Raw genomic sequence first — 26,129 nt, 5'->3', positions numbered from 1 at the left:
GGCTATGGTGGCACCATGAAAGTGCTCCAGCGTAAAACACCCTCCCCATCCGGCGGAACGTCAAAATCACCAGGATCTCTGGTGGCTGTCGGATCCGGGAAGGGTGGGGTCGGTAAGTCCACCGTCAGTGTAAATATTGCCCTATCTGCAGCCTCATCCGGACTGCGGGTAGGGCTTTTAGATATGGACCCCCTTTCGAATACTGGTATTGTTCTGGATATCCCGAAGAGCAGGATTGACGCCCTTCCTCAGGGGTATTCTTCCAATAATCTGGAGGATTACCGGGTGGTATTTTCCCGGAATCTTCATATCCTCTTTCCCCGGGCCAAGTTGAAAGAGATGGAGGTGAAGCAGCTGAGAAATTTGGTTTTCCAGGTGCTGTGGCCCCGGTTGCTTGATGACTATGATGTGTTGATTCTTGACCTTCCTGCGGGAATTCATAATCAGGAAAACCTGTACCTGTTGCCCTACATCCAGGAGCTGATTATCGTTCTGAACCCGGAACCCACCAGTCATGTGAGCGCCGGTGGATATATGAAGGCTGCATTGGAGGTGAATCCTCATGTCCGTTTCCGGTTCTGGCATAACCGCTTCGAGCCTCATGGGGATCCAGCGTTTAATGCCCGGGACGTTGTTGGAAACTACAATAGGTTCGTTCCGCCGGAGCTTCAGCTCCCCGCAGAAATACCCGGTGGCATAACCCAGGATGCATGGATCCCTCCGGATCAGGCTCTTAACCTCTTGCTCACCGAACCTGATTTTACCCTGCAATTACTCTACCGATGTGAGGGTGCTCTCACCCTGTTGACTGAACAGCTAACCCCCGAGGCCGGCAAGGATTGTTCCATTAATGCCTTGGATGCCCTGCCCCTTGCCTTTAGAAGGCTTTTACGGTACGGACTCATTGCCCTGGGTTCTCGACCGGGTAAGGAGGAACTTCGATCCTATCTGGAAGATGTCCTTGGCTACAGCAGCATCTGGGAAGAGCCCCGGGTCGCTGATGCTCTGACCGAATATCTGAATCTGGTTGGTTCCCAGCCTGGCAGAACCGGGGCATATCAGGCACGGGAGGTGTTGTATCGGTACTACGATTGTTCGGCGCCCACCCAGCTCCGGGGAATCCGCCAGTCCTTCGAGTACCGGCTGATAGTCCTGTTAAAGGAGCTAAAGCAGTCCTCCATCCTCGGGGAGAATCCCCTGGTACGCAACACCGGAGGGCTTTTGCTCTTTTATTATAGCCTCCTGAAACTACTGGATCATCCCGCATTGCTCAGGATCGTCCGCGGGGCAGTCCCCCGGCGACCCGGACCTGAGGGCGCAGTACGGGACAGGTATTCCCAAATCAGAGGAGTCCTGGATGGGAATACCTCATTCCGGTCCAGAATTGTGGAAGTGGTTAAACAGCTTTTTCCTATAGCAGAAAAACAGCTTGTGCGAATTGCCGAGAGTCAGGGGTTGGAGCAGTTCCTCTTTACCTACCCAACGGATGACCGGGCATCTGATGGCGGGGGATATAACCGCCAGGCCTACGCAAAACTGGTGCACCGTGTTGTGACTGATCTCTTTCACAGCGGATTGGGAGTGGTCGTGGGGCTCCAGGATAGTCCGGCTGCCAGAGAGATTACCCGGGCGACCAAGCTGCTGCTGGAGGAAATAGGCTCGGCCGGACGGCCATAGGCCTAACTGGTTGCAGGCTAAGCCGGTTTTTGGTGGTGCGTAAGTACTATTTAGTGCGCAAAGCTTGTACCATTGCACCCCGGCGACACCACCCATGGGTGGGCTTATAGGTTGCTCCCCTATATCTGGTGTCCTTTGCAGCATGTTCCACCGAAATTCGGCTCGGAACAGGGGGTGCCCAATCCGGGATTATGCAAGGGTTTGGTATCGGGGCCCCTCGGGCAGGAGAGTGCTCTTAAAAAGACGGGGGACCGGGGCTAGGCTCAGACCCTTCCGGAGTTCAGGCACCAGAGCCTGCCAGGACACTCCGAAAAGGGTGAGAACCTCAGCGAGCTCGGCGTAATCGGTGTGCTTCCGTTTATACCCCAGGGTGAGGTGGGGACGGAATGGCCGGTTTTCCGGGGACCACTGAAGTGCCGGGTCGGGTTTCATGGTTAACAGACGGTGTTCCAAGGCTGCCTTCTGGGATTCGAGGCGCTTGCCCGGGTCCTCTAGACTGATGTGAAAGCTGTTCGGCTTTTGGAGGCTGGGCATACCGCCGATGCCGCGTACCGGGACAAGGAGCGGTTCGGTATATTGGGGTTTGAACTCCATAAGGCATTTGCTCAGGTAGGGGATGAGTTCATCGGGTTGATTCCCCAGAAAAATAGCGGTGACATGGTAGTTTCGGGGCATTACGGGGCGAAATAGCGGGTCTTGCCCTTCCGTGAGGTCCGAGAGGGCGCTGGAAATCAGGTGTATGTTCCTACCCGGTGGCATTTGAATCTCCCAGGCAAAAAATAGGCGGCTAGTTTTCATCAAAAGCTCTCCTTCCCCCTGTTCTCCAGGCGAAGGGAATTCCCAGGGCTGGTAAGATCCGCCGGGCTGCAAGGTGGGCACCGATGAGATTCGGCGCACCGGGTCCTACACGGCCTAACGCGGCAGCCCCGATAACAAAGAGCCGTGGTTGCCATTCAAGGTTCGGGCTGAGCTGGGGGTACCCGCCGGGAGATATCGGAGCCTGTAAGTCCACGGCGAGGGTGTTAATAATGTCGCCTCCGCTGCCGCTTTGGTATCCTGTGGCGTAAAGCAGCAGATCCACCGGGTAGTTTTTACGTGCTCCATACAGGGTTGATCCTTCGGCGTTATGAATGGACTCGGTTTCTAGGGTTATGCCCTTTTCTTCAGCTAAAACCTCAAGACGCTTGGCTATTTCCCTGGTCATGGTACCGGGGTAGCGGCTGCGCCGGGCCTCTGTTACCCGGGTGCTATTTTCCGTGGCTTGGGAAAAGCTGTCGGCGCATTTGGGACCCACATAGCAGGGGTTAAAGTCGAAGCGCTGTACCTCCAGGGGATGGGGACTCATGAGGCAAACCGAGGAGGCGCCTTCCTCAAGGGCATCAATGGCGGCTTGGCCGGCGCTGAGCCCGCCACCCAAAACAGTGACATGGCGGTTTTTACGGGAAGGGATCCCCTGGCGCGGAGGTGCTAACACGTGGAAGGATTGCGCCGTGAGGCGGTCATGCCAGGGAGGAAGGACTGGATGGCTGCTGATACCCGTGGCCAGAATAACCTGGTCGGCGGTGATGTGCCTGGGTTGCCCCTGTGCATCATGGACCAAAAGGGTCCAGGGAGGGGGAGAGGCAGGGGAGGCCGGATGAAGGCGGACGAGGGTACCTCGGATATGGCTTCGTTCAAGGCTGTGACGGTCTATGAGCGCCTTCGCGTGTGCATTGAATAAGGATACCGAGGGCCTGTTGTATGGCATCAGGAAGGCGGCGCGGGCTTCTGCCTCGGCTCCCGGAATGTGGGCGTATTCGTCCTCGGTGATGCATATCTGGGTATGCCAGTAGTCCCGGGCAAAGGATCTGAGGCTGTGAAAATTAGGGGCGATGGAATGGGAGCTGCTGGAACGGAGAAAGTGCATTCCTGTAGCGGCTGCCGCCTGGGTCCATTGGTGAAGCAGGTTCGGGTGTGGATCAATGATGGCCAAGTCTTCCCGAACATACTCCCCGGAAGCAATGAGGGAGAGAGCCGAGAACACCCCGTGGATACCACTCCCAACAATGGCAAAGGATACATCGGCCATACTATTTTTTTACCACCTTAGAAAATTGTTTCCAGGCTGAATCCTGTTCGGTTCGTGAATAATGCTTCGGTATCTTTTTTATTTCAGCCTTGGCTCCGGTTGCTGATTTGCTTGCCGCTTTTTGGGGTTTTGATGAACCACGAGAGGTCCGTTGGTGTCGTCCTGAGGAACCCTGGGATTCCGCTGTACGCTCCGGCCGAGAAGGTATCATTTCCGGGTCGTCCGGAGCGCCGCCGGCATCTCCCAATCGTTTCTCTGCCGACTCCACCGATCCACCCTGGCGGGCGATATTGCCGTACAGCTTTTGGACATGTTCTGAGAACTGGCGTTGGAAGCTTTCGTGTTTTCCCGTAAGTCTGGTGACTATTTGCCTGAGGATGGAGAGACGGAGAAAGGCGTGTTGATAGATTTCTCGGACATCCAGAGCGAATATGAGGGCGAGTTCCTTGAACTTAATTTTGTCGGGATAAAAGAAGCTTGCCAGGATGAGCTTCATATCCTCCACAGAGCGAACCCGGGAGGATTGTTTTGAGGCGATGATGATTGCCTCTGCTACGGTTTGGGGTTTTTGCAGTAGTTGGTAGAGTAGGGAGTCCTCAATCCGCACCTTCTCTGCGATATCGTTCTCGAAGGATTCCGGACTGGTAAACAGGGGCTCATCAAGTTTACCGCCTCGTTTTATGTATGCTGTCATCAGGGAAATATAGATTTTCATGAGCTCGGGACTCAGGCGGTTTATCCGGGACAGGAAGAAGGTGTGGAGGTTGACACTGTGGATGTAGTGCCCTTCTACGTGCAGAACGGGCGGCAGGTTTTTCCCGGATTCGGGAATTACGTAGGTCTGCTCAAATTCATCCCGGAAGGCAGAGTAATCGTCCCCATATTTTTCCTTAAAGGACATAATCTTTTCCGCGAAATCCTTATCCGGCATGGCGAAGCCGGGATGTTCCTTAACGTGCTCTGCCAGGGTGCGAAGATCTGTCCGCCGTTCCTGATCTGCCTTCTTGGCATTTTTAGCCTGCTCAACCTGTTGGGTAATAAAACCGGCAATGAAGGCCATCAGGGAGAAGAATCCCTGGGGAATGGTGACTTTGCGGTGAGTTTCGAGCTGTTTCCGGTGCTTCAACATCCGCTCGGCTGTATCCAGCCAGAAATCCGGTACCCTGCCGTTTAACTGGCGCTTCATATCCATGAGGCTGGCGTTTTTTAGGGCTGCCATGGCGGCTAGTAGACTTGGACTCTGAAAAAAGCCCTGTGCCTGGGCTATGGCGAGGGTTACAAACCGTTTGACCTGGCCCTCACTCACCAGGTAGGCCCCGCCCCCGGGCAGTGTAATCCGGAGTATGCCGGGTCCTTGTACGGCCTTGGCGCTGTACCGCAGAGCCAGCTCCTCGAAGGTCGTATCCACCAGGTATTCTCCCGGGGGGGGAAATCCCAGCTCCGCCAACCGTTCCTGGGAGGGCAGTGGCGAGGTCGGGGTTTCCTGGACATCCGTCATCAGCTCTTCTACCAGCTTGACGTAGAAGATAAGCTCTCCCTGTTCGCAGACAACGATACCCTGAGGTATCCGCTCTCCGTTTTGCATGACTGTGGTAATAAGCCCATGACGCTCGGCCTTCAGTTTATCCAGAAGCTTGGCCAAATCGGATTTAGCATTGGCAGAATTACTGAAAATTGCCGCAGAGAACCGGTTATAGCTTATTTCCGGTTCCCACATTCGGCATAGTTTATGAAAAATCTCCCGTTCGGCAGGGGTAAAATTACCCACCTGGGAGAGGAAAATTTCTCGTTCTTTGGAATCGTAGTGGATAAATGCAGGCTGGCCTGCCATACCGTTCCTCCCTTTTGTATACCTTACTATATCATACACTTAATACATCTTTCAAAGGCGGTAATCGGGGCCGGGGGATGAAACTTACGGTATCCTTACTGAATTCTAACCATTGTATTATTAGAATGTAAGTATGAAGGTACACAAAGAAAGTTTCTTAAACCTGCAGCGATTGTATCATGAGACTTCCGAGAAGGCTCTCAGCCCCAAGACTAAGTACGTTATCTTTTCGGATCTACACCTGGGGAACGGCGGAAAGTCTGATGATTTCAAGCCGAACTCAGCCCTAGTGATCCGTAGCCTGGAGGACTACTTCGAACAGGGTTACACCCTCATCCTCAACGGCGATATCGAAGAACTTCAGCGCTTTTCACTAACGGATATCCAACAGGCGTGGCCGGAGTTTTACGACCTTCTTCGGAGTTTTCATGGTGAGGGAAGATTACTAAAACTCATCGGAAATCATGACAGTATTCTTCCGGGAATCAGAGATTATCCCTTCCCCGTATATGATGCATTGCGCTTTTCCTGGAAGGGGAATACCATTTTTATCTTTCACGGCCACCAGACCATCCGGCGGTTCCAGAAAGAAAACGAAATTCTTACCTTTATTCTCCGGCACCTGGCAACCCCTCTGGGGATAAAGAATTACTCGGTGAGTCATTCCAGCAGTAAACGGTTTACCACGGAAAAGAGGGTGTACCAGTTTTCCTCTATCAGCCGGGTAATGTCCGTTATCGGCCACACCCACCGACCCCTATTTGAATCCATGTCTAAGGTTGATACCATCCGTTTTGAAATAGAACGATTGTGCCGGAAGTACCCCAGCGTTTCCGAATCCAAAAAAAAGAATATACGGGGCGCGATAGAGGATTTGAAGAAGGATCTCACTCAAATTATTGAAAGCGAGGATGAGCTTGCTACCCGCCGTAGCCTCTACAATGCGAATCTCGTGGTGCCATGCATGTTTAACTCGGGTACCACCATCGGGAAGCGGGGCATTACCTGCTTGGAAATTGAATCGGGTGAGATAGTCTTGAAGCACTGGTTCGACCGTGGACGGAGTAAACGGTACCTGACCTATGAAACGATACCGGCGCACCCCCTGGGATCTAGTAATTATTACTATATCGAAATAAAGAGGGATTCCTTGGACTATATCTTTTCCCGGATCCAACTTCTCGGGGGACCGGAGATGGCGGGAAACCTCGGCAACTTTGAGGATTTTTCAGACTTGCTCTCCCGGGACTAAAGGAAGTACCATATCTACCATGAATATTCTCTGTATTGACATCGGAAACTCGAATATCGCCCTGGGGGTGTACCGGAACAATGCCTGGAACGCCCATTGGCGGCTCAGTTCGGACAGCTCGAAGACCGGAGATGAATACCTGGCCATGTTGTGGGTACTAATGGAACATCAGGGTATTGATCCCCGGGGTATTACCGGGTCGGTGATAAGTTCGGTGGTTCCTGAGCTGACCGAACCCTTCCGGGCTGCTATCGAGGAACTTACCGGTACCCAGTCCTATCTGGTACAACCTGTTTCCAACGAAGCCATGGAGATTGCCATTGATAATCCCCGGGAAATCGGACCGGATTTATTTGCGAATGCCGTCGCTGGATGGGAGAAGTATAACCATTCCTGCGTGGTGGTTGATTTCGGGACTGCGTTAACCTTCACAGCGGTGGAGGCACGCAGGGATACAGGGGGATTTCTACGGCCGGTTCTCAGAGGGGTGAGTATAGCTCCGGGTCTTCGTTCAGGGGTTGCAGCCCTGGGGAGCAGTACAGCCCAGTTACCCCATGTGCAGCTTAGGACTCCGCCCAAGGCTATTGGAACAAATACGGTTCAGTCGATCCAATCCGGGATTATGTACGGTTGGGCGGGACTGGTAGAAGCAGTGGTGGAACGGATGTGCCGTGAATTGCCGGATCCCGGATCAGTCACAGTGATAGCCACGGGGGGGCTTTCCAGGATTATTGCCCCCATGGTCACGTGTTTTTCTGAAACCGATCCCTGGTTAACCCTGGACGGACTGCGGATACTGTATGAACGACGGTGAATGTTTTGGAGGGGATATCTCCTGTATGGAAGATCCCCCGGGGCCGAGCTATACTCGGTGCATCATGAGCGGGAAGAGGTGAGTATGAAATTTACAAAGTACCATACTATGGCGATTGTCGGGGTTTTGTTGACCCTGGCCCTTGTGGCCGGGGCGTTGCTGATTTTTCCATGGGGATCATCCAAGAGTCAGTCCTCCCGGGAGTACGTATCTTCCGCCGGACCGGTTATTCGGGACATCTCGATCTCCCCGGTAATCGACCGGATAGAGATGGATTTTATAGGAGACCTCAGAGTAACCTTGGGTGAGCCCCCCCAGGTTAGGATCACCGGAAACAATAATCCAGAATCTATTAGGGTAGAGGAGAACGGCAGGGGATTGCGTATATCCGGGGATACCGGGTTGTTCGGAGGCAACGACGGATTTGCTCGCATTGAAATCACCCTGCCAAATCTCAGCTACCTTTCCCTGGACGGAGCTAATTCCACCACCCTAACGGGACTCACCGGCGAGGAGTTGACTATTGTGGTAGATGGTGCAGCCAGTATTACCGGCTCAGGGCCGGGATACCAGCGGATTTCAGTGTTGTCCGAGGGTGCCGGTTCCATTGATTTGAGTAAGCTGCCCGCTGTTGACGCCAAGGTTAATCTGGATGGGGCGGGAAGCGTTGTGCTGAATATGCAGGGCGGTTCCCTTTCCGGAAGTCTTTCGGGTTTGGGAAGCATCGAATACCTGGGAGATGTGGCGCAACAGTTGGTAACGATCAGCGGATTGGGATCAGTGAATCCCAGGAGGGAATAATACCGTGAATAACGAGCAACAGGATTTTGTGAAGGATTTAATTCACCAGAAAAACTATCTCGGAGCGTATCAATATATCCGGGAGCTTGATGTGGAACGGGCAGAACGGTCAGCAGCTATCGGCCTGGTAGTTACTGCTATTGTTGAGGACTTGTCGGTTCAACCCAGGCAGAATCGGGAACGGGTAATTTACCTGCGGTCGATTCTCAGCTACGTGTTTAAGGAATATCCCGGGTTGGCAAGTTTATACCGTGAACAGCTGCGGATTGCCCAGGGCAAGGATGACCTGATTTCCGAGGTTTTCAAGGGATTCAGGAATGTGGCTGATGTAGCTGCTGGAAGGAAGACGGTGAATGAGGGGGTTGAAGAGGCTGCCGAAGATCTCCGGGATGGTTTTGAGCGTACCACTGGTTCCAGTTTTGATGATCTCGGCCGGAATGCCGAGAAGGTGATCCGCGACGGGTTGGAGCAGGTGGGTAACTTCTTTGCAGGCCTGAATAATCCCCGGAGACCCGGGGAAGATTCAAGAGACGATGATGAAAACCGGGGCAATGAGGAGCCGAAGTCCGGGCAATCAACGTCTGGGGGGAAGGCCAAGGAAACCCACGAGAACCCTGATATCGCCGAGGATGTGGAGGAGGCTGTCCACATAACGATTGAGAATGCTGATGATCCTCTTCCCGAGGATGTGCATGATGCCCAGCGCGATGAGTAACCCCGTTGGGTAGAGGACTGGTAGGTGAAGCCAGGGGCGGCAGCCGGGTATAGCGGCTCCATCCTGGGCTCACCCCGGGGTGGGGCAGCTGCGGGTCCCCGGGATGGATACCCAGGCGTGTGCATCTGTTCCCACAATATCCGCCGGGCTCCAAGGATCCATACGTTTACGCATCAAAAGCGGTGATTTACGGTCTTTTATGTGCTGCCTGAGATGTATCCGGGGTTGCTCTAGCCGCCAAAGGGTGGTAGATCCCCTGGGGAATAAACCGTGATAGATTAAATAGGAGCCGATTGGACCATCCGGGGATGACCTGCAGACGGTGTTTCGGGGCGTTCAGGCTCGTTTTTGCAACCTGGTCGGGGGTTTGCCAACGAATCAATCCCCGGTTTTTACGCTCCATGGTCCAGGTTTCCATCCGTGAATGAAAATCCGTGTAGGTAAAACCGGGTAGTAGGCTCTGAACGACCACCGGCTGATCCCAGAGTTCCATCCCGAGACTTCGCATAAACTGGTTTACAAATGCCTTTGATCCGCTGTATACCCCGTTTCCCGGCATCGGACTTATGGACGCCAGGCTGCTTACGGCAATGATACTGCCCGATCCCCGGGCTACCATGCCGGGGACCAGGGCGCGGCAAATCTCCATGGGTACCCGGCTATGTAGGTCCAGCATGGTATTGTGCACCTCCAGGGGCACCTGGGTAAAATTACTGCCGGTTCCAAACCCGGCGTTCAGGACGAGAACCGAGGGAAGATCAGCCTCCATGGTCCGGATCAACTCCCGGCGGTAGGCTGGGTCGGTCAGATCGCCTAGAGAAAGGGCCACCGAGGTACCGAACTCACCCTCTAGTTCCCTTGCGCGGGTTTCCAGAATCTCTCTGCGCCGTCCGCAGAGTAGTAGACGGTAACCCCGGCGGGCGAGTTCCCGGGCAAACCCCAGGCCGATGCCGCTGGTGGCCCCGGTGATACAGCCCAGGGGCGGCTTGGCCTGGTCTGGCTTGGCCTGGTCTGGGTTCCCCTGAGCTGGCTTGCCAGGACGAGGTGTGGTCCGGCCAGGGCGCTCGTGTCCCGGATTAACCCAGGGACCGGCTATCAACCGTCTTGGATTGCGCAATCTCATGAGGAACTCCGAGTAAGGGCCTGGTCCAAGTCTTCCAGAATGTCCTCCAAGCTCTCGAGACCGAGGCTTATCCGTACCAGACCATCGCTGATGCCCACCTCGGCCCGTTCCTCGGGTTTCAGCTTACTATGGGTGGTGCTGGCGGGATGGGTCGCGATGGTCCTGGTATCTCCCAAGTTCGCACTGAGGCTGATCATCCCGAGGGAGTCCAGAAACCGGCGTCCCGATTCGAGCCCTCCGGCTAGTTCGAAGGCCACCAACCCCCCGCCAAGGCGCATCTGTTTTTTTGCTAATTCAAATCCGGGATGGCTGGGCAGCCCCGGGTAACTGACCCAGGATACCTCTGGGCGGTTTTCAAGGTATCGGGCGGTTTCCAGGGCATTTTGACAATGCCGGTCCATACGCACCGCCAGGGTTTCCAGGCTCTTGCTGAGCAGCCATGCGTTGAAGGGGCTCATTGCCGGGCCGGTTTGCCGTGCAAATCCCCGGACCGTAGCGATGTGTTCCTTGCTGCCCAAGACTGCGCCCCCCAGGGAGCGGCCCTGACCGTCGATGAACTTTGTAGCAGAGTGGGTTACCAGGTGGGCCCCGTATTCTGCGGGATTCTGCAGGTAGGGGGTGGCAAAACAATTATCAACATTGAAGAGCAGAGAATGGTTCCGGGCGAGGGTGCCGAGAAATTCGAGGTCCAGGATTTCTAGCCCCGGGTTCGAGGGACTCTCGCAGTAGAGCATTTTCGTATTGGGCTGGATGGCCCGTTTCCATGCCTGTTTATCTGAGCAGTCCACGTAGGTGTATTCGATTCCCCATCGGGGTAGAATCTTGGTGATAACCTGGTGGGTGCTGCCGAAGATCGACTTGCTGGCTACCAGGTGGTCCCCGGCGCTCAGGAAGGCTGCAAGACTGGTAAACATTGCCGCCATGCCCGATGCGGTGGCAAACCCGTCTTCTGTACCTTCCAAGGCGCAGAGTTTCTCAATAAATTCATCGGTGTTGGGGTTGCTGTAACGGGAGTAGATTGGACCGCTGGTCTCCTCTGCAAAGAGGGACCTGGCCTGTTCGGCATCGTCAAAGACATAACTGGAGGTCATGTAGATGGGCGCGGAGTGCTCCCGGTTCTGGCTTCGATCCTGTTGGGTTCGAATGGCCCTGGTTTCGAATCCTTTCATACTCTAATCCTCCTTAATCTCATAGTCGTAGGTGATGGTTACAGAGTGTTCCAGCATTGCACCCACGGAACAGTATTTCTTTACGGCCAGTTCCACAGCCCGTTCAACCTTTTCGGGAATCAGTTGTCCCCTTAGGATGTAGTGCAGATGAATAGCGGTGAACACCGAAGGCGTAGAGTCGGCGCGCTGGCCATCCACCTGGATCTGGATATCCTTCAGGGTCATGCGCTGTTTTTCTATTATAGATACCAGGTCCATCACACTGCATCCAGCCAGGGAGGCCAGCAGCGCCTGCATGGGCCTGAATCCCCGGTTCTCTCCTCCGATGGCAGGACTTCCATCGATATCCATTGTATTGCCATCCTCGTTTTCGGCACGGAAATGGACTTTCGTGTTCACACGGTTCAGGGTTACCCTCATGCATAAGCTCCTTATTGTCAAGTAAGATAGTCATGATTATACTACAACTATGAACATTAAGACTATAGACGAATGCATTGGAAACACACCCCTGGTTCGCATCCAGCGGCTCTATAAAGGGCTCAATAGGTTTGTGGTGAAGCTTGAGGGAAATAATCCGGCAGGTTCCGTGAAGGATCGACCCGCCCTGTCCATGATCACCCGGGCAGAGGAACGGGGACAGATCAAACCCGGCGACACCCTCATCGAAGCAACCAGCGGGAACACCGGAATTGCGCTGGCCATGGCTGCAGCCATCAAGGGGTACAGCATGGTTCTGATTATGCCGGACAATATGAGCCAGGAGCGGCGCCTGGCCATGACAGCCTACGGCGCTCAGGTGATTCTGACCCCCCGGAGCAGGGGGATGGAGGGATGCATCGATCTGGCCCGGGAGATGCAGGCCCAGGGCAGGGGGGTAATCCTGGATCAGTTCGCCAATCCGGATAATCCCCTGGCTCACTTTGAGGGAACCGGGCCGGAAATCTGGCGGGATACTGATGGGGAAATCACCCACTTCCTCGCATCCACAGGCACCACGGGCACTATTATGGGGACCGGAAGATTTCTCAAAGAACAGAATCCAGACATCCAGATTATCGGGGTTCGGCCCGACAGCCAGGGGGGTATTCCGGGCATCCGGGCCTGGCCCCAGGAGTACTTGCCGAAAATCTATGATCCCCGGGGACTGGATCGGACCGTGGAGGTAAGCCGCCTTGATGCCGAGGAGATGACCCGGCAGCTTGCCGTTCAGGAGGGGATCTTCGCCGGGGTATCCAGCGGCGGCAATGTGTGGGCCGCCCTGCAGGTACTCCGCGATCTGGACGACAGGGGGATTCAGGATGCCCTGGTAGCAACGGTGATCTGCGACCGGGGAGACCGGTACCTGAGTACCGGGGTGTTTCGGGAGGAATAACCCAGCCCTCCCTCTCCCCGGGATAGGGAATCATTCCAAAACGGCCTTGGGTGCGGCAAGGCCTTTGGTTTATGTAACGTGCTCTATGGTATCCCCTCACGGGCAGTATCCCTGGCACCGGACCAAATCGGGTTCCGCCGTGTCTGGTGGCGATTACATTTTTTTGAGCACTGAGCTAAATGCCATAGAGTGGTCAAGGAGTCTCCACCAAAAAAAATAACCGCAAAAAAACTGTTACCAGTACTTGCCCCGGGGGTTTTTAGTTCAAAAGGAGAGGCAATTCCTCCTTTTCGTGTATGATGTGTAGATTGTGCTGCTTGGGTGGCCGCGGGTTTTTCTCCTTTTCCCGTGCCCCCGACCCCTTACCCCCCAGCCCCGGAGGGCTCTCAAGCCGCAGGTAACTCCTGTCCCTCCGAGGCTGTTTTTTTTGGGGGGGGGTGATTTCCATGCCTCTGGGAGAGATTCAGGTTTTCTTGACAATCCGATGCCCGATGCCCGAGGTCGCGCTATCGTTCCTCGCTTCCCAACCAGGCCGAGAATGATGTAGCATATCCCTATGAAATTTCAAAAACCCGAAGTTCTCGCTCCGGGGGGGGATGTCGCCAGTGTGATGGCTGCCTTGGATGCCGGGGTGGATGCCGTGTACCTGGGCCTACCCCGGTTCAATGCCCGGAGCCGTGCGTCCAATATTCAGGCGGGGGATCTGCCCCTGTTAGCAGCCCATGCCCGGAGCCGGGGGGCACGGCTTTTTCTGACCTTCAACATTCTCTTTACCCAACACGAACTCGCTCCCGCCTTGAGGGTTTTGGAAGAACAGGCCTTACCCCACATCGACGGAATTATACTCCAGGACCTCGGTGCGGCCCGCCTCATTCGCTCCCGATTCCCCGAGCTTGAGATGCATGCCTCTACCCAATGCACAACCCATACCGCCGCACAGATTCGATTTCTGGCTGATCTTGGTTTTACCCGGGTGAATCTGAGCCGCGAGCTTTCTATGCCGGAAATTTCCGAGCTTACTGCCCGTGCCCGGGATTGGGGTGTACAGACCGAGGTTTTTGTTCATGGAGCCTTCTGTGTGAGTATGTCCGGGCAGTGTATGCTCAGCAGCCAGATAGCCGGATTATCGGGAAACCGCGGCCAGTGTGTTCAGCCCTGCCGACGCCGGTGGAGCATGGGGAATCGGGCAAACCTACCCCGGGAGAGCGGTACGCTCCCGGAACACGAGGGATATAATCCCCTGCTGAATCTCCGGGATCTGGACGCCCGGCGGTTTTTAACGGAACTGCTGGATGCGGGGGTCGGCAGTCTGAAGATTGAGGGACGTATGAAGGGGCCGGACTACGTATCGGCCCTGGTGGCTGAATGGCGGACCATGGTAGATGAGGCACGGATCATTCCCGAGGAGGAATCCCAGGCCACCCGGGTCTTTAACCGTGGATTTTCTTCCGCATACCTGGCTGGAAGACCCGGACCCGAGCAGTTTACCTACAGACAAATAGACCGTTCCCTGGTGATATTGGGGACGATCAGACAGTTTATTCCGGGGAAGAAGCAGATTATCCTGGAGGATGTTCGGGCTTTAGATGACCGGGAGCTCCGAGGACGGGAGGCGATGATCCTCGGTCCCGAAGGGGTGCTGCGGATGCGGTGTGAGGTATGGGCCGATCCGGGACAGAGCAGGGTTGGGTATCGGTGGTTCAGGACCATCCCGGACCAACGGGTCGAACCCGGAGATTTCCTTGTTCTGGACCGACCCAGAGGGACCAAGGTTGAGGATACGGGTATTCCGGACCTGAGGTGGCCGCCCATTCCGGTGGCGATTGTACTCTCCCTGGGGGAGGAACGGGGGCTTACCCTGGAACTTTCTACCCTCGGGAGGCCGGGAGTCCCGGATGTACCAGCCTTTCGGGATGCTCCTCCCAGCTGTAGTATCCAGGTTTCCGAGGCCGGAGTGGATAGGGCCCGGGGTCAGGGGTTGAGTACCCACATGGTCCTGGAAAAGGTCGGAATCCTGGATCAGGGGTTAACCTTACAGCATACCCGGTTTGGGGTTTGGCAGGAGGGATTATTCCTGGCCCCCAAGGCTATCAAAGCCCTGCGCCGCCGGGCTGTCTCAGCGTTTTTCGAGGCTTTGGCCCAGCAGCTTTCCATCCAAGAACCCTCAGGTTCTGATTCCCAAGAACTGCAAAAAGGATATTGGTCTTCCGTGGGTGCTATCCGGACGGCACCGGGAGCGGGCGATGGTATTGGGGGTCGGAAATCAGGGGTAGAATCGGTGTTGAATCAATCCCAGGATGCGGGAAGCGTTACGGCCTGGGTCCTCTGTGATGATCCGGCGGTTGCTCTCGCCGCTGATCGGGCGGGTCTGACGGCGGTATTGGATCCGGCGGACGAGGGGGGGCTTGCCTGGCTGAGGGATCATCCAGAGGTTTGGGGCTACCTTGATTCTGTGCTTTTGGACGGGGCCGGGGATGATATGCTTCGGAACCTACCTCCCGGAAGGCCGGTGGTGGTCGGGGGGGCAGGGGGATTTGAATCCGGGTTTTTATCCAACCGGCCGTGGGTTGCCGGGTGGGGTTGGAATTGTACCAATGCCCAAACCCTGGAGCTGTTGGTCGATCGGGGTGCCAGGGGGGTGTGGTTGAGCCCGGAACTCTCGGTACAGCAAAGTAGGGAGGTTCTTCAGGCCGGGAACGGGACCGTGGGACTGGGACTTCCGTTGTTCGGGCCCCAGAGGGGGATGGTGCTCAGAAATTGTTTTATGACCAAGGCGGGGGGCTGCGGCGTGAAGAACTTCTCTCCGGAGTGTGTGGCCCGGTGCCGGAAAACCTCGGTTCTGGATCAGCAGGAGGGTGATGTTCAGGTGGTGTGGGTAAAACGGCCCCTGCACCTGCCGGAGGTCTATAACAGCCGGATTCTCCTGAATGATGGTCTTTTGGAGGATGGGGGGATCCATGGGGATACGCAGGCCAGGGGTTTTGCCGGGATTGCGGATCTGCGGAATCTCGGGCTGCTGGGAATCGATCCGGCCTCGGAGGAAGGGCTGGGGATGACGGATCTGGTACTCCGGTGGCTCAAAGATCCGGCCAGTCCGAAAGCCTATCAGAGCCTCGAACAGCTGCTGCACCGCTACGGACTCCGGATTACCCGAGGAAGTGCGCGCCGGGGTCTTGGAGAGTGACCGATGACCGGCGGGGCAGGGGGGGGGGCCGGGTAGCCCCGGCTTACCTTGCAGAATTGCCGGTAAACCCGGTAGTATGAGGAAACGAATACCCTTGGAGGGGTGCGCCCTGGGCGGTATCCCTCAGCTGGAGATACAATTAAGGAGCGTGTATGCAGAGATCTGCCTATGAGGATTTTTTCGGTGTCCGGTCGAGTCTGAAAGCCGGTGGGAAGGAATACCAGTATTTTAGTATTGCCGAGCTGGGGAAGAAGCTGGGTAAGGACATAACCCGGTTACCCTATAGCATCCGGGTTCTCCTGGAATCGGTACTGCGAAATGTAAACGAACAAGAGGTCACCAAGGACCACGTTGAATCCTTCTTAACCTATAATCCTGCAGACCCTGCGGACATTGAAATCCCCTATACCCCCGCACGGGTACTACTTCAAGATTTTACGGGTGTTCCCTGTGTAGTGGATCTTGCAGCCATGCGGAGTGCTATGGAGCGGATGGGGGGTGATCCCGAAAAGATTAATCCCAAGCTGCCGGTGAACCTGGTGATCGATCATTCGGTTAATACCGACTTTTTCGGTACCTCCGAGGCGTTTAAACAGAATATGGACCTGGAGTTCCATCGGAATAAGGAACGGTATGAGTTTCTCCGGTGGGGTCAGGCTGCGTTGGAGAATTTTCACGTTGTCCCCCCTGCCAGCGGTATCTGCCACCAGGTGAATCTGGAGTATCTGGGTAAGGTGGTTCAGACTGTTACCACTCCCGAGGGAGATGTGGCGTACTTCGATACCCTGGTGGGTACCGACAGCCACACCACCATGATCAACGGTCTTGGGATCCTGGGCTGGGGTGTGGGAGGAATTGAGGCTGAGGCGGCGATGCTCGGTCAGCCGATCTACATGCTGGCTCCCCCGGTAGTGGGTGTTCGGCTGCGGGGCAGTCTGCGGGCGGGGATTACCGCCACGGACCTGGTGCTGAGGGTTACCCAGATGCTCCGCGAACACGGTGTGGTCGGAAAGATCGTTGAGTTCTTCGGTCCGGGGATGGGGGCCCTGACGGTGCCCGACCGTGCTACCCTGGCGAATATGGCTCCTGAATACGGTGCGACCGCCGGGTTCTTCCCTCCGGACAAAAAGACCTTGGAGTATATGTACGCCACCGGGCGGGATGAAGATTTGCTCGAGTTGGTGGAAACCTACACCCGGGCCCAGGGGATCTTTGGGGACGAGTCGAATCCCGAGCCGGAATACCAGGCTGTGTTGGATCTTGATCTGGCTACCGTAGAGGCAAGTATTGCCGGACCCAAACGGCCCCAGGACCGGATAAGCTTACAGGATGTGCCTAAAACCCTGAAAACGATCTACAAGGCGCCCATTAAGGAGCGGGGATACGCCCTCCAGGATGGGGATCTCCAGAAGTCTGCCCTGATCAAGGATCCCTCGGGGAAGGAATACGAGCTGCATCAGGGGGATGTGGTTATCGCCTCCATCACCAGCTGTACGAACACCTCTAATCCCTCGGTGCTCATCGGCGCGGGACTGGTCGCCAAAAAGGCGGCTGAACGCGGCTTGCGGGTTAAGCCCTACGTAAAGACCAGCTTTGCTCCGGGCTCTGTGGTTGTAACGGAGTACCTTGAGAAGGCGGGGCTCATGCCCTACCTGAACCAGTTGGGGTTCAATTTGGTCGGGTACGGCTGCATGACCTGTATCGGGAACTCTGGTCCCCTGCCGGAGCATATTGCTCAGGCAGTGGAGAAGGAGGATCTGGTAGTCGGTGCGGTGTTGTCAGGGAACCGGAACTTTGAGGGACGTGTGAATCCCCATACCAAGATTAACTTCCTGGCAAGTCCGCCCCTCTGCGTTGCCTACGCTATTGCGGGAACCATGCACATAAACCTGCATGAGGACGCCATTGGAACCGATACGGACGGTAAGCCGGTCTATATGCGGGATATCTGGCCCAGCGAAGAGGAACTCGCCCGGTATGTCAGCAAGGCCCTGGACCGGGAGGCGTTTAAAAAGAGTTACGGGGGCATTGAGAAGTCAAATCCCCGGTGGAATGATATTCCCCTCCAAGCCACCAAGGTCTATCCCTGGAATGAGGAATCCACCTACATCCAGGAGCCGCCCTTCTTTGTCGGTATGGGACTGGAGACCCAGGCAATTTCCCCCATCGGGAACGCCCGGGTGCTGGTAAAGGTAGGCGATTCTATCACCACCGACCACATCAGCCCGGCAGGTTCCATTGCCTATGACAGCCCTGCTGGGACCTACCTGGCTGAAAAAGGGGTTTCACGGCCTGATTTTAATTCCTACGGGAGTCGTAGGGGTAACGACCGGATCATGACCCGGGGAACCTTTGCGAACATCCGGCTGCGCAATCAGATGGCGCCGGGAACCGAGGGAAGCTGGACCCGCCACCAGCCCTCGGGGGATCAGATCAGCATCTATGAAGCAAGCCAGCGGTATAAAACCCAGCAGGTACCGACCATCGTATTAGCCGGTAAGGATTACGGGATGGGCTCGAGCCGGGACTGGGCAGCCAAGGGGGTTCAGCTTCTTGGGGTCCAGGCGGTAATCGCTGAGAGTTTCGAGCGGATTCACCGGAGCAATCTGGTAGGAATGGGGGTTCTGCCCCTCCAGTTTAAGCCGGGAGAGAGTGCCGAATCTCTGGGATTGAAGGGTGATGAGGAGTACACCATAACCGTTGATGATGGGGTTCAACCCAAGCAGGAGATTCGGGTTTCGGTCCGGCGTCCCGATGGTTCCACTCTGGAGTTTGGGGTGATTTGCCGCATCGATAGCTCGGTTGAGGTGGATTACTACCGTAACGGGGGAATCCTTCATACCGTTCTGCGGCGAATGGTAGCTGAGTCCAGGGCATAACAGCCCGGAAGGACTGTTGGGCGCGTCCGCCTTCCTGACGCAGGGCTGAGTTTCCCGGCGCCACCGGGGAGGGACAGCCGAAAGCGTCCGCCTTCCTGGTGAAGGGCTGCCGGGTTCCGGGCTCGACGGTCCGGCAGCCCCCTGCTGACCGGGAAGGTTTCGTACCGCCGGGGATCATCGTCTACTAACACCGGTGTCTGTCCAGGTTCATGGCTGGCAGGGACCGGTTTTTTTGTGTACACTGAAACCATGGCTGAACCCCTTCAACCAGGAGCAGATGAAAACTCGGGATCTCAGAGCGGCATAGATCTTACGGGAAAACTGTTGATAGCCGAGCCGGAACTCCATGATCCAAATTTTTTACAGACCGTCATTCTGGTTATCCACCACGATGAGCAGGGTGCCTTCGGGCTGGTGCTGAACCGGCCGGGGGATGCAGTGGTGCGGGATGTGTTGCCCGAGTATGCCGGACTGCCCTCGGGGAATCTCGGCTTGTACGTGGGCGGACCGGTGGAGCAGAACCGGGTTTTTGTTATTCACTCCGGGCTGCCGGACGGAGCGGTGAGTGAACATGCTATTCATCCCGCTTCGGGGGTTATTTTTGAGCCGGATTTCTCCATTATGGACCGGGTGTTCCGGGCAGAAGATGCCCTGGGACTACCCAAGGATGTACGGTTCTGCGTGGGGTATGCGGGATGGGGAGCCGGACAACTCGAGCATGAGCTGGTTGAGGCTGCCTGGACGGTGATTCCTGCCTCGGCGGATCTGGTTTTTGAACCCGATGCCTCCCAGGTCTGGAAGAAGGCCCTAAAGGAGAAGGGCGGTGCCTACTGGGTGCTGGCGGAGATGGGCTTCAAGCCGTCCATGAATTGACCTGGTTTCGGCCGTTTTGTTTGCCTGCGTAGAGGGCCTGGTCTGCATGGGCGATCACTTGATCCAGTCCCTGGCCTGGCAGACGCTGACTCACCCCGAAGGTCATGGTTATCTCCAGGGGGTGACTTTGAAAGGTGAAGATCTGCCGGTTGACCTGCTTTCGAAGCCGTTGGGCAATCTCTTCCGCAGCAGAGAGTCCTGTATTCGGCAGCATCATGATGAACTCCTCGCCCCCCCAGCGCGCCAGGACATCGCTTTCCCGTAATGCCTCCTTCAGGGTACCGGAAATCCATTTGAGGGCCTCATCACCACATTCGTGGCCGTAGGTATCGTTGAACCGCTTGAAATGATCAACATCGGCCAAAATAATCGCATAGGTTTCTTCAGGGCCGGCCTTGAGCTGTTCCAGCATGGAAACTGCCTGCTCTACAAAGGCCCGGCGGTTGTACAGGCCGGTAAGGAAATCGTGCCGGGACATCCGCCGGAATTCCAGGCTTTGCCGGACGGAACGGAGATAGACCAGGGTAATGAGCAGAGCCAAGATTCCGAGGAAGAGCAGACTGACCAGGAGCAGATTGCGGATGCTCTGCTGACGGTCGATCTGAAGGCGCTGGATTTCCAGGTCCTTTTGTAGGAGCTCAAGTTCCGTTAGGTTCCGGGTCGCTGCGATTTGTTCCCGGATGATCCCCAGCTGGGTACTGGTAGTAGCAGCCCGGCTGGATTGGGACAGGGAATGGTAGCGCCGGAAATCGTCCAGAGCTTCAAAATATCTTCCCTGGGCCTCGAAGGCCCGGGAGCGGGCATGGTAGATAAGGGCCAGGTTCCTGCGAGCCGGTCCCTGGAGGGGGTCGGAGGTAAGGCCGGGAAGGGAGACCGCACTAATCGCCAATACCGAGTTAGCCATATTTACGGCCTGCTGAAAATCCCCCTGGTTAGACCGGGCGGTGATATAGACCTCAGCGGCCCGGAATCCCCACCTGAAGTCTTTTTGAGTTAGCATTTTCGGTATTTCAACCTCGAACATGTCATAGCCTCGGGAATACTGACCTGCCCGGATAAAGAGATTAGCAAGGTTTATCCTCATGTATTGGTGGAGGGAGGGGGGAAGGTCCCGGGGTAGTTGTTCGATCGCCCGCTCCTGGGTCGTGATGCTCCGGGCATAGGTTCCCTGGGCTTCGTAGATCTGGGCCAGGTTATTGTCCTGAATGGCCGCAGCCCCGGGAAGATCAAGGTCGAGAAAATTGTCCCGGGCGGCGGTAACGGCCTGTATTGCCCGGGAAAAGTCTCTATCAAAGTGGTGAGAAAGTCCTAGGGCGGCTTGGGAAAGGGCCGTGAGTACGGGTTGGTTACCCAAGCTTGCGAATTCCTGGACGGATCGTAGGCTAACCAGGGCTTCGGGGGTCCGGTTCAAGGCGAGCTGCACGCCGGCAACGGCCAGGAGAATCTCCAGGTACACGGATTGCACCTCGGTAAACTGCTGCAATCCTTCCAAACCGGTCTGCAGGGCCTGTTCCAGCATCCCCAGGGTGGTGTAGAGGGAAATCTTTTCGATTGCCACAAGTCCTCGGCGCAGGGAATCGTTTCCCCCGGAAGCAGCCCGGGAAGCCTGATCAATCTGCTCCAGGGAGGCTGTCGAATCACCCTGGAAAAAAAAGATTTGAGAAAGAAACACCCTCGCATATATCCGCAAAGCCGACGCGGGATGCATGGTTTGGAGATGCTGGGTGTCTTCCAGGAGCGCGTGGAGGATCTGGACGGCCCGTTGGGGATCACTGAACCGAAGATCCCGGGCCTGCAGCAGCCGGATGGTTAAGGGGTCCGACGGCGGCAGGTTATGTAGAGCCTGGTCCAGAGCAGGGCGGATCTGAAGGGGGTGGGAATTGTACAGATCGCCTAGTACCAAGAGACTCTGGCCCTGGGCGGGAGCGGGAACCAGCCACGCAACGAGAATCAGAAATAAGCCGGGGAACGCCCCGAGCCTCCTGATCCTGTGGAGCAGGGGACGGGGTAGTGACCGGGGTAGAATACTGGGGGATATTGGACGGCCTTGGGTCATCAACCCATAGTATAGCGGAAAGTCCCCGGTTATTCCCAACTGGGTGAGACAATGCTCCCTTCCTTGGGATCATTTTCGATGGAGAGGTAGGTTTGAATTTCCTGCTTAAGATCCTCCACATGGCTAATAATTCCCACCAGGCGGTTTTCCCGGCGGAGATGGCGGAGGGATTGAAAGACGATATCCAGACTGTCCCGGTCGAGACTGCCGAATCCCTCGTCCATGAAGAAGAATCCGCCTCCCTGGTGATCAAGGTAGTCGGCCAGGGCAATGGCCAGGGAGAAGGCTGCCTGGAAGGTCTGGCCCCCCGAAAGGGTCTTCACCGACCGGAGCCGGCCGCCGTGGAGCAGATCCCGGATAAGAAACTCGTTCTTCGGTCCGAGCTCCAGTTCCAGGCTCTGACGGGTCAATTCCATGAAGCGGCGGTTTGCCCGGGAGACCAGATCCTGGAGGTAGGTCTGAGCGACAAAGTCAAGGAAGGCATCCCCCTTGAGGAGGTTCGCCAACACCTTGGCGGCGTCGCGCCGGGATAGGGCGTGGTTCAGCTGACTTTGGAGTTCAGTACGCCGGGACAACCTATCCTCGGTCAGTTTCCGGGTGGTTTCCAGGCTGCCCAGGTCGGAGAGCAGCTCATCCCGCCGTGCCGCCGCGGTACCGGCAAGCGCTTCCAGCTCTTCCAGGGGTCTGGGCTCCCCCGGCAGACCCTTCAGGGTCGCAAGAAGCTCCGCAATTCGGTGGTCTGTCTGCCGGGATTCCTGATGGTAGCGCTCCAGGGCGGCTTTGAGGGTTTGGGTATCCGGAGGATTTTCCCGGAGGTCGTCCAGGGTATGGCCGGAGAGATGGTGTTCCTGGCTGAGCCGGGAGATTTGGTAGGATAGATCGGCCGATTCGGATTCGAGGCTCCCGGCATGGGTCTGGAGGTGCTGTTGTCGCTCGGAGAGTACCGCGCGATCCTGCTTTTTTGCCTGCAGATTCCGGGAGAGTTCGGGAAGCCGGGTTTCCAGGGTATGGAGCTGTTCCGCGGTTTTATCTGCCTCGGCCCGGAGATGTTCCCGGAGCTCCTCCAGGGCTGCATCGCTGGTTTTGCTGTGGGTCAGGGTCTTGGATGCATCGGGTCCGGGAGGGGTGATCAGGTCCTGGGGCAACTGATCCGTTATCCTCGGGGGCAGCTGGCTGATCAGCCGGCGGCAGGTTTCCCCGGTTTCATTCAGGGCACTACGATGTTGTTCCAGGGTGATTTCCATGCGGTGCAGCTCGGCGGTGAGGTGCTGTTTCTCCCGATCCAAGGCAGTACGTTGACCCAGGGCCTCCTGCTGTTGATCCTGGAGGACCGCGAGCCGGGCCATGGATTCGGGAAATGTGGTGGGATCAGCGAGCCCCTGCCAATCCGGGGGGAGTTCTGGGAGTTCCGGTGGCGGGGTTCGGAGCAGCTCCTCCAAATGGCCCTCCAGGGCTGTCATAGCAGAATCCAGTTCACGGTGCTGTTGGCGGCTATGGTCTTCCCTGGTCTTGTTTGCCTGGGCTGCCTGGAAACAGTCTTCTCCAAAGGTGGTGAGGATTTCTTTCAGTTCTTGGAGCTGCGGACTAGGCGGAGTCGGTGAGGCAGCCTGCCCCGGAGACCCGGAGGTGAGGTTTGGGATATCCCGTTCCGGGGTGCCGGCTGGACCGGGGGTATCGGCATGACCGCCCCTATGGTAGGGAACGCCGCAAACCGGACATGGGTCGCCCTCCTTCAGACTGCCCTTGATGCGCTGAAGTTCTTGGTTTCTAATGGCGGTTTCGGTTTCTTCCTGGATCCGGGTACGAAGAGCGGTTTCTAGATCCCGGTAGCCCTGGAGCAGGGTATCCCAGGAGGGCGGATGGACCGGGGATTGGGGGGATGTGGACGGATCCAGCTGGGATGCGATCCCGGTTAGCCGGGCGCTGAAATCACTTCGCAGAATCTCATCCTCCCGATGGCGCTCCGATTCCTCCTGGTCCAGGCGGTCTCGGCGGGAGCGTTGGTCCTGGAGCGCCCGGGTAGCCTCAGCGGTTCGGGTATGCCAAGTTTGGATGGTTTGGATCAGGCTTGGGCGGGGAAGATTCTGGTCAACCTTGGTTCCCAGGTCAGCGAGTTTTACATTCAACTCAGAGAGGGATTCCGCCCGGGGCGCGATCTCGGTTTGAAGAGTGTGGATTTTTGAATGCAGTTCCGTGGAGCGTTGATGGAGGTCCAGGGCTTCCAGGGCCCGGAGCAGATGTTCTTGTTCACGGCGGATCTCTGCGCCGCGGCCTTGCAACTCTGCTAGGGGAGACAGCTGGCCTTCTAATTCCTGAATATCCTTCGTCAGGGTCTCAAGGGTGGTGTGGAGGCTGCGTATTTGATCGTGTTGAGCCTGTAATTCGGCATCCAGGGATTCACGGCGTTCCCAAAGGGGCTGGATTTTGGTGATCCAGACCTCTGCCCGGGCTATGGTCTGTTCCATGGTCTGCATCTCCGGGGCTTGATTATCCAGGGATCGTTGTATCCGGCGTTTTTCCTCCAGCTCCCGGTGTAATTCCTGAAAGCGCCGGGCCTTGTTCAGCTCGGTTTGAAGGTTGGTCAGTTGTTCTTCCAGTGCCGCAACCTCACGGGTTTTTTCTGCCAGGCTTCGGGTGATGGCCTCCAATTCTTGAGGGGTTGCCGGGCCGACTTCTTCCAGCTGCTTTTCCAGGGTTTTTGTCTGGGCTTCTAGGCGCTGGCGCAGGACCTGGGCGCGGCGGTTTAGATTGAAGCGGTCAAGGTTGAATAGTTCCAGGAGCATCTTGCTGCGTTCGCTCTGACCGAGCTGCAGGAATTCCTGGAATTTTCCCTGGGGGATGATGACTGTCCGGCGAAAGGCGTCGTAACTCAGGCCCAGAATCTCTTCAGCCACCTCCGGCGCTGATTTTTCTCCGGTATCCATGGGTTCCCAGAAATCTGACGGATTAGGTGAAGCTCCGGCAGAGTGCTCAGTGGATAGGTCGGTTGATAGGTCGGCCCGGGGGGTATTCGGGGAGTGTTGAGCCGGGGTGGGGTCCTCGATGGGGTGATTCTGGCTGTTCTCAGGGTCCCGGGAGGTTTGAGCTGAGCGGGATGGACTGCCGGCTACCAGGCGGTATGCATGGCGGGTCATGCTCTCTGTTTCTTCAGGTTTCGATTTTCGGCGCCGGTTCTCTACGGTGAATCGATACTCCTGGGTTCCGTGTTTGAATCGGAAATCAATCCAGAGTTTCTGGCTGGATAGGTTTATCATATTCGGACCGATTTTTTCGTTCCCCGAAAGTCGTTCGGTCTTACCGTAGAGGGCGAAGAGCACCGCCTCTAGTATGGTGGATTTACCACTGCCCACGGGACCGAAGATGCCGAACACCTCCGACTTTGTGAGGGTGCTGAAATCAATGTGCTGGGCCTGCTTATAGCTGTACAGGCCCTGAATGGTGAGGTGTTGGGGTATCATTGCTGTTCCTCCTGGGCCTCATCGGGATCAAGGCTGGCGAGTTCCCTGAACAGGGTGAGGATCTCCTCGCTGGGGGCAACCCCCTTTCGTTCTTGGAAGAACCGGGCAAAGAGGTCCTCCAGACCCTGCTCCCGGGGATCCATGGATTCCGGTAACCGGTCATCGTCCCGGGAGGCGGTTAATACCGGGACAATACTCAGCAACCGGGGATGAGATTGTTTGATCTCCTGGTACACCCCACCTTCCAGAAACCTGGGTGTCTCTATCTCCAGGTCGATGAAATCATCGGGGTGTTCCTTCAGCCAGGACAGGGCTTCATCCGGACTGGACGCGCGGTGGCGAAGAATCCGGCGGCCCGATGAAATAGCTAGGGTGTGCAGGGCCATGATGCCGAGGTCCTGGGACTCCAGTATCATTACGGTTTTCTCTTGGTCCGCCTCCGCCTGGGAGTAGGCGATGGGGCTGCCGGCATACACCGCCGGAAAGCGCTGTTCGCCATGGAGAATCTGGGGCCGGTGGAGGTGGCCAAAGGCAGCGTAGTCCACCTGGGGAATGGCCGCCGTAGAAATCAATTCAATACCTCCTGGATGCAGCACCGAGCGTTCTCCCTCGCCCTCCTCCCCGCGCAAGACCTCGGTCAGCCCCGCCCTCGCTGTCCCCGGCGCTGCAAAGAAAAAATGCCCCACGAACAGACGGATCTCCGGCCGCTGCTCTTGAAACTGACGCTCAGCGATTTCCTGCCAGCGCCGGGCCAGGAGCCCCTGGAGGTTCGTCGTGCCCCGCTGGAGGTTCGTCGTGCCCCGGGGCCGGTTCTCCGGGGCGGCAGGGGTGCCGTCGGGTTGTGGCCGGTTCTC

General features: G+C 56.6%; 18 protein-coding genes and 1 pseudogene. 9 read left to right on the top strand and 10 right to left on the bottom strand.

The window, feature by feature from the left end; all coding sequences use genetic code 11:
* Nucleotides 1-15 precede the first annotated feature (15 nt).
* On the top strand, nucleotides 16-1,677 hold the full coding sequence (locus DC28_RS11080) for a MinD/ParA family ATP-binding protein (RefSeq protein WP_162180230.1): 1,662 nt from the start codon (nucleotides 16-18) through the stop codon (nucleotides 1,675-1,677).
* 189 nt (nucleotides 1,678-1,866) lie between these two features.
* On the opposite strand, the gene DC28_RS11075 is transcribed toward DC28_RS11080, so the two are convergent.
* From DC28_RS11075 to DC28_RS11065, 3 genes are read right to left on the bottom strand one after another with little or no spacing between them, the layout of a single operon-like run.
* Nucleotides 1,867-2,475 (bottom strand): 2'-5' RNA ligase family protein, encoded by a 609-nt coding sequence (locus DC28_RS11075; RefSeq protein ID WP_037548610.1) that lies wholly within the window; start codon nucleotides 2,473-2,475, stop codon nucleotides 1,867-1,869.
* Nucleotides 2,465-3,745, bottom strand: coding sequence for an FAD-dependent oxidoreductase (locus DC28_RS11070; protein WP_037548608.1), 1,281 nt, complete (start codon nucleotides 3,743-3,745; stop codon nucleotides 2,465-2,467). Before DC28_RS11070 ends, DC28_RS11075 begins: the two co-directional genes overlap by 11 nt.
* A gap of 1 nt (nucleotide 3,746) precedes the next feature.
* A complete protein-coding gene (locus DC28_RS11065; protein ID WP_037548606.1) occupies nucleotides 3,747-5,576 on the bottom strand; it encodes a hypothetical protein in 1,830 nt (609 codons plus the stop codon).
* A 133-nt stretch (nucleotides 5,577-5,709) separates the two neighbouring features.
* Here DC28_RS11065 and DC28_RS11060 point away from each other — a divergent pair, with 133 nt between their 5' ends.
* The 4 genes from DC28_RS11060 (at nucleotide 5,710) to DC28_RS11045 (ending at nucleotide 9,158) form a co-directional block, all read left to right on the top strand.
* Nucleotides 5,710-6,828 (top strand): metallophosphoesterase, encoded by a 1,119-nt coding sequence (locus tag DC28_RS11060; RefSeq protein ID WP_052078794.1) that lies wholly within the window; start codon nucleotides 5,710-5,712, stop codon nucleotides 6,826-6,828.
* A 19-nt stretch (nucleotides 6,829-6,847) separates the two neighbouring features.
* Nucleotides 6,848-7,642 carry a type III pantothenate kinase gene (locus DC28_RS11055; protein WP_037548604.1) on the top strand — a complete coding sequence of 265 codons (795 nt, stop codon included), beginning with the start codon at nucleotides 6,848-6,850 and terminating at the stop codon, nucleotides 7,640-7,642.
* Between the two features lie 84 nt (nucleotides 7,643-7,726).
* Nucleotides 7,727-8,443 carry a GIN domain-containing protein gene (locus tag DC28_RS15705; protein ID WP_162180229.1) on the top strand — a complete coding sequence of 239 codons (717 nt, stop codon included), beginning with the start codon at nucleotides 7,727-7,729 and terminating at the stop codon, nucleotides 8,441-8,443.
* Between the two features lie 4 nt (nucleotides 8,444-8,447).
* Complete coding sequence (locus DC28_RS11045; RefSeq protein WP_037548602.1) at nucleotides 8,448-9,158, top strand: hypothetical protein; 711 nt, start codon at nucleotides 8,448-8,450, stop codon at nucleotides 9,156-9,158.
* A 187-nt stretch (nucleotides 9,159-9,345) separates the two neighbouring features.
* Here DC28_RS11045 and DC28_RS11040 read toward each other — a convergent pair whose 3' ends face one another.
* Genes DC28_RS11040 through DC28_RS11030 form a run of 3 tightly spaced genes read right to left on the bottom strand, consistent with a single transcriptional unit; the run spans nucleotide 9,346 to nucleotide 11,870 of the window.
* Nucleotides 9,346-10,281, bottom strand: a complete 936-nt coding sequence (locus tag DC28_RS11040; protein WP_052078792.1) for an SDR family NAD(P)-dependent oxidoreductase — start codon at nucleotides 10,279-10,281, stop codon at nucleotides 9,346-9,348.
* A complete protein-coding gene (locus DC28_RS11035; RefSeq protein WP_037548600.1) occupies nucleotides 10,278-11,450 on the bottom strand; it encodes a trans-sulfuration enzyme family protein in 1,173 nt (390 codons plus the stop codon). The genes DC28_RS11040 and DC28_RS11035 overlap by 4 nt, the downstream gene beginning before the upstream one ends.
* 3 nt (nucleotides 11,451-11,453) lie before the next feature.
* Nucleotides 11,454-11,870 carry an OsmC family protein gene (locus DC28_RS11030; RefSeq protein ID WP_037548598.1) on the bottom strand — a complete coding sequence of 139 codons (417 nt, stop codon included), beginning with the start codon at nucleotides 11,868-11,870 and terminating at the stop codon, nucleotides 11,454-11,456.
* A gap of 49 nt (nucleotides 11,871-11,919) precedes the next feature.
* On the opposite strand from DC28_RS11030, the gene cysM reads away from it, so the two are divergent.
* The 3 genes from cysM (at nucleotide 11,920) to acnA (ending at nucleotide 18,888) form a co-directional block, all read left to right on the top strand.
* Nucleotides 11,920-12,825: a cysteine synthase CysM gene (gene cysM, locus DC28_RS11025; protein WP_037548596.1), complete on the top strand. Its 906-nt coding sequence runs from the start codon at nucleotides 11,920-11,922 to the stop codon at nucleotides 12,823-12,825.
* Nucleotides 12,826-13,381: 556 nt separating this feature from the next.
* Nucleotides 13,382-16,009 (top strand): peptidase U32 family protein, encoded by a 2,628-nt coding sequence (locus DC28_RS15700; protein WP_052078791.1) that lies wholly within the window; start codon nucleotides 13,382-13,384, stop codon nucleotides 16,007-16,009.
* A 152-nt stretch (nucleotides 16,010-16,161) separates the two neighbouring features.
* Nucleotides 16,162-18,888 carry an aconitate hydratase AcnA gene (gene acnA, locus DC28_RS11010; RefSeq protein WP_037548593.1) on the top strand — a complete coding sequence of 909 codons (2,727 nt, stop codon included), beginning with the start codon at nucleotides 16,162-16,164 and terminating at the stop codon, nucleotides 18,886-18,888.
* On the opposite strand, the gene DC28_RS16450 is transcribed toward acnA, so the two are convergent.
* Nucleotides 18,846-19,139 (bottom strand): hypothetical protein, encoded by a 294-nt coding sequence (locus DC28_RS16450; protein ID WP_156104663.1) that lies wholly within the window; start codon nucleotides 19,137-19,139, stop codon nucleotides 18,846-18,848. The genes acnA and DC28_RS16450 overlap by 43 nt on opposite strands.
* Between DC28_RS16450 and DC28_RS11005 the strand changes: the two genes are divergently transcribed.
* A complete protein-coding gene (locus DC28_RS11005) occupies nucleotides 19,138-19,761 on the top strand; it encodes a YqgE/AlgH family protein (protein ID WP_052078790.1) in 624 nt (207 codons plus the stop codon). The genes DC28_RS16450 and DC28_RS11005 overlap by 2 nt on opposite strands.
* On the opposite strand, the gene DC28_RS11000 is transcribed toward DC28_RS11005, so the two are convergent.
* The 3 genes and pseudogenes from DC28_RS11000 to DC28_RS10990 form a co-directional block, all read right to left on the bottom strand.
* A complete protein-coding gene (locus DC28_RS11000) occupies nucleotides 19,742-21,817 on the bottom strand; it encodes a GGDEF domain-containing protein (protein ID WP_037548590.1) in 2,076 nt (691 codons plus the stop codon). The two genes, DC28_RS11005 and DC28_RS11000, sit on opposite strands and share 20 nt — an antisense overlap.
* Before the next feature lie 29 nt (nucleotides 21,818-21,846).
* Nucleotides 21,847-25,275, bottom strand: coding sequence for an AAA family ATPase (locus tag DC28_RS10995; RefSeq protein WP_037548588.1), 3,429 nt, complete (start codon nucleotides 25,273-25,275; stop codon nucleotides 21,847-21,849).
* Nucleotides 25,272-26,129: pseudogene (locus DC28_RS10990) on the bottom strand (DNA exonuclease SbcCD subunit SbcD); the annotation flags it as partial. The pseudogene DC28_RS10990 and the gene DC28_RS10995, both read right to left, overlap by 4 nt.

This window comes from Spirochaeta lutea (assembly GCF_000758165.1).
Lineage (GTDB): Bacteria > Spirochaetota > Spirochaetia > DSM-27196 > Salinispiraceae > Spirochaeta_D > Spirochaeta_D lutea.
This window is presented reverse-complemented; position numbering and strand designations above follow the sequence as displayed.

Coding starts and splice junctions, on each gene's coding strand:
- DC28_RS11080 (WP_162180230.1), top strand. CDS start 16: ATGAAAGTGCTCCAGCGTAAAACACCCTCCCCATCCGGCGGAACGTCA.
- DC28_RS11075 (WP_037548610.1), bottom strand. CDS start 2,475: ATGAAAACTAGCCGCCTATTTTTTGCCTGGGAGATTCAAATGCCACCG.
- DC28_RS11070 (WP_037548608.1), bottom strand. CDS start 3,745: ATGGCCGATGTATCCTTTGCCATTGTTGGGAGTGGTATCCACGGGGTG.
- DC28_RS11065 (WP_037548606.1), bottom strand. CDS start 5,576: ATGGCAGGCCAGCCTGCATTTATCCACTACGATTCCAAAGAACGAGAA.
- DC28_RS11060 (WP_052078794.1), top strand. CDS start 5,710: ATGAAGGTACACAAAGAAAGTTTCTTAAACCTGCAGCGATTGTATCAT.
- DC28_RS11055 (WP_037548604.1), top strand. CDS start 6,848: ATGAATATTCTCTGTATTGACATCGGAAACTCGAATATCGCCCTGGGG.
- DC28_RS15705 (WP_162180229.1), top strand. CDS start 7,727: ATGAAATTTACAAAGTACCATACTATGGCGATTGTCGGGGTTTTGTTG.
- DC28_RS11040 (WP_052078792.1), bottom strand. CDS start 10,281: ATGAGATTGCGCAATCCAAGACGGTTGATAGCCGGTCCCTGGGTTAAT.
- DC28_RS11035 (WP_037548600.1), bottom strand. CDS start 11,450: ATGAAAGGATTCGAAACCAGGGCCATTCGAACCCAACAGGATCGAAGC.
- DC28_RS11030 (WP_037548598.1), bottom strand. CDS start 11,870: ATGAGGGTAACCCTGAACCGTGTGAACACGAAAGTCCATTTCCGTGCC.
- cysM (WP_037548596.1), top strand. CDS start 11,920: ATGAACATTAAGACTATAGACGAATGCATTGGAAACACACCCCTGGTT.
- DC28_RS15700 (WP_052078791.1), top strand. CDS start 13,382: ATGAAATTTCAAAAACCCGAAGTTCTCGCTCCGGGGGGGGATGTCGCC.
- acnA (WP_037548593.1), top strand. CDS start 16,162: ATGCAGAGATCTGCCTATGAGGATTTTTTCGGTGTCCGGTCGAGTCTG.
- DC28_RS11005 (WP_052078790.1), top strand. CDS start 19,138: ATGGCTGAACCCCTTCAACCAGGAGCAGATGAAAACTCGGGATCTCAG.
- DC28_RS16450 (WP_156104663.1), bottom strand. CDS start 19,139: ATGGTTTCAGTGTACACAAAAAAACCGGTCCCTGCCAGCCATGAACCT.
- DC28_RS11000 (WP_037548590.1), bottom strand. CDS start 21,817: ATGACCCAAGGCCGTCCAATATCCCCCAGTATTCTACCCCGGTCACTA.
- DC28_RS10995 (WP_037548588.1), bottom strand. CDS start 25,275: ATGATACCCCAACACCTCACCATTCAGGGCCTGTACAGCTATAAGCAG.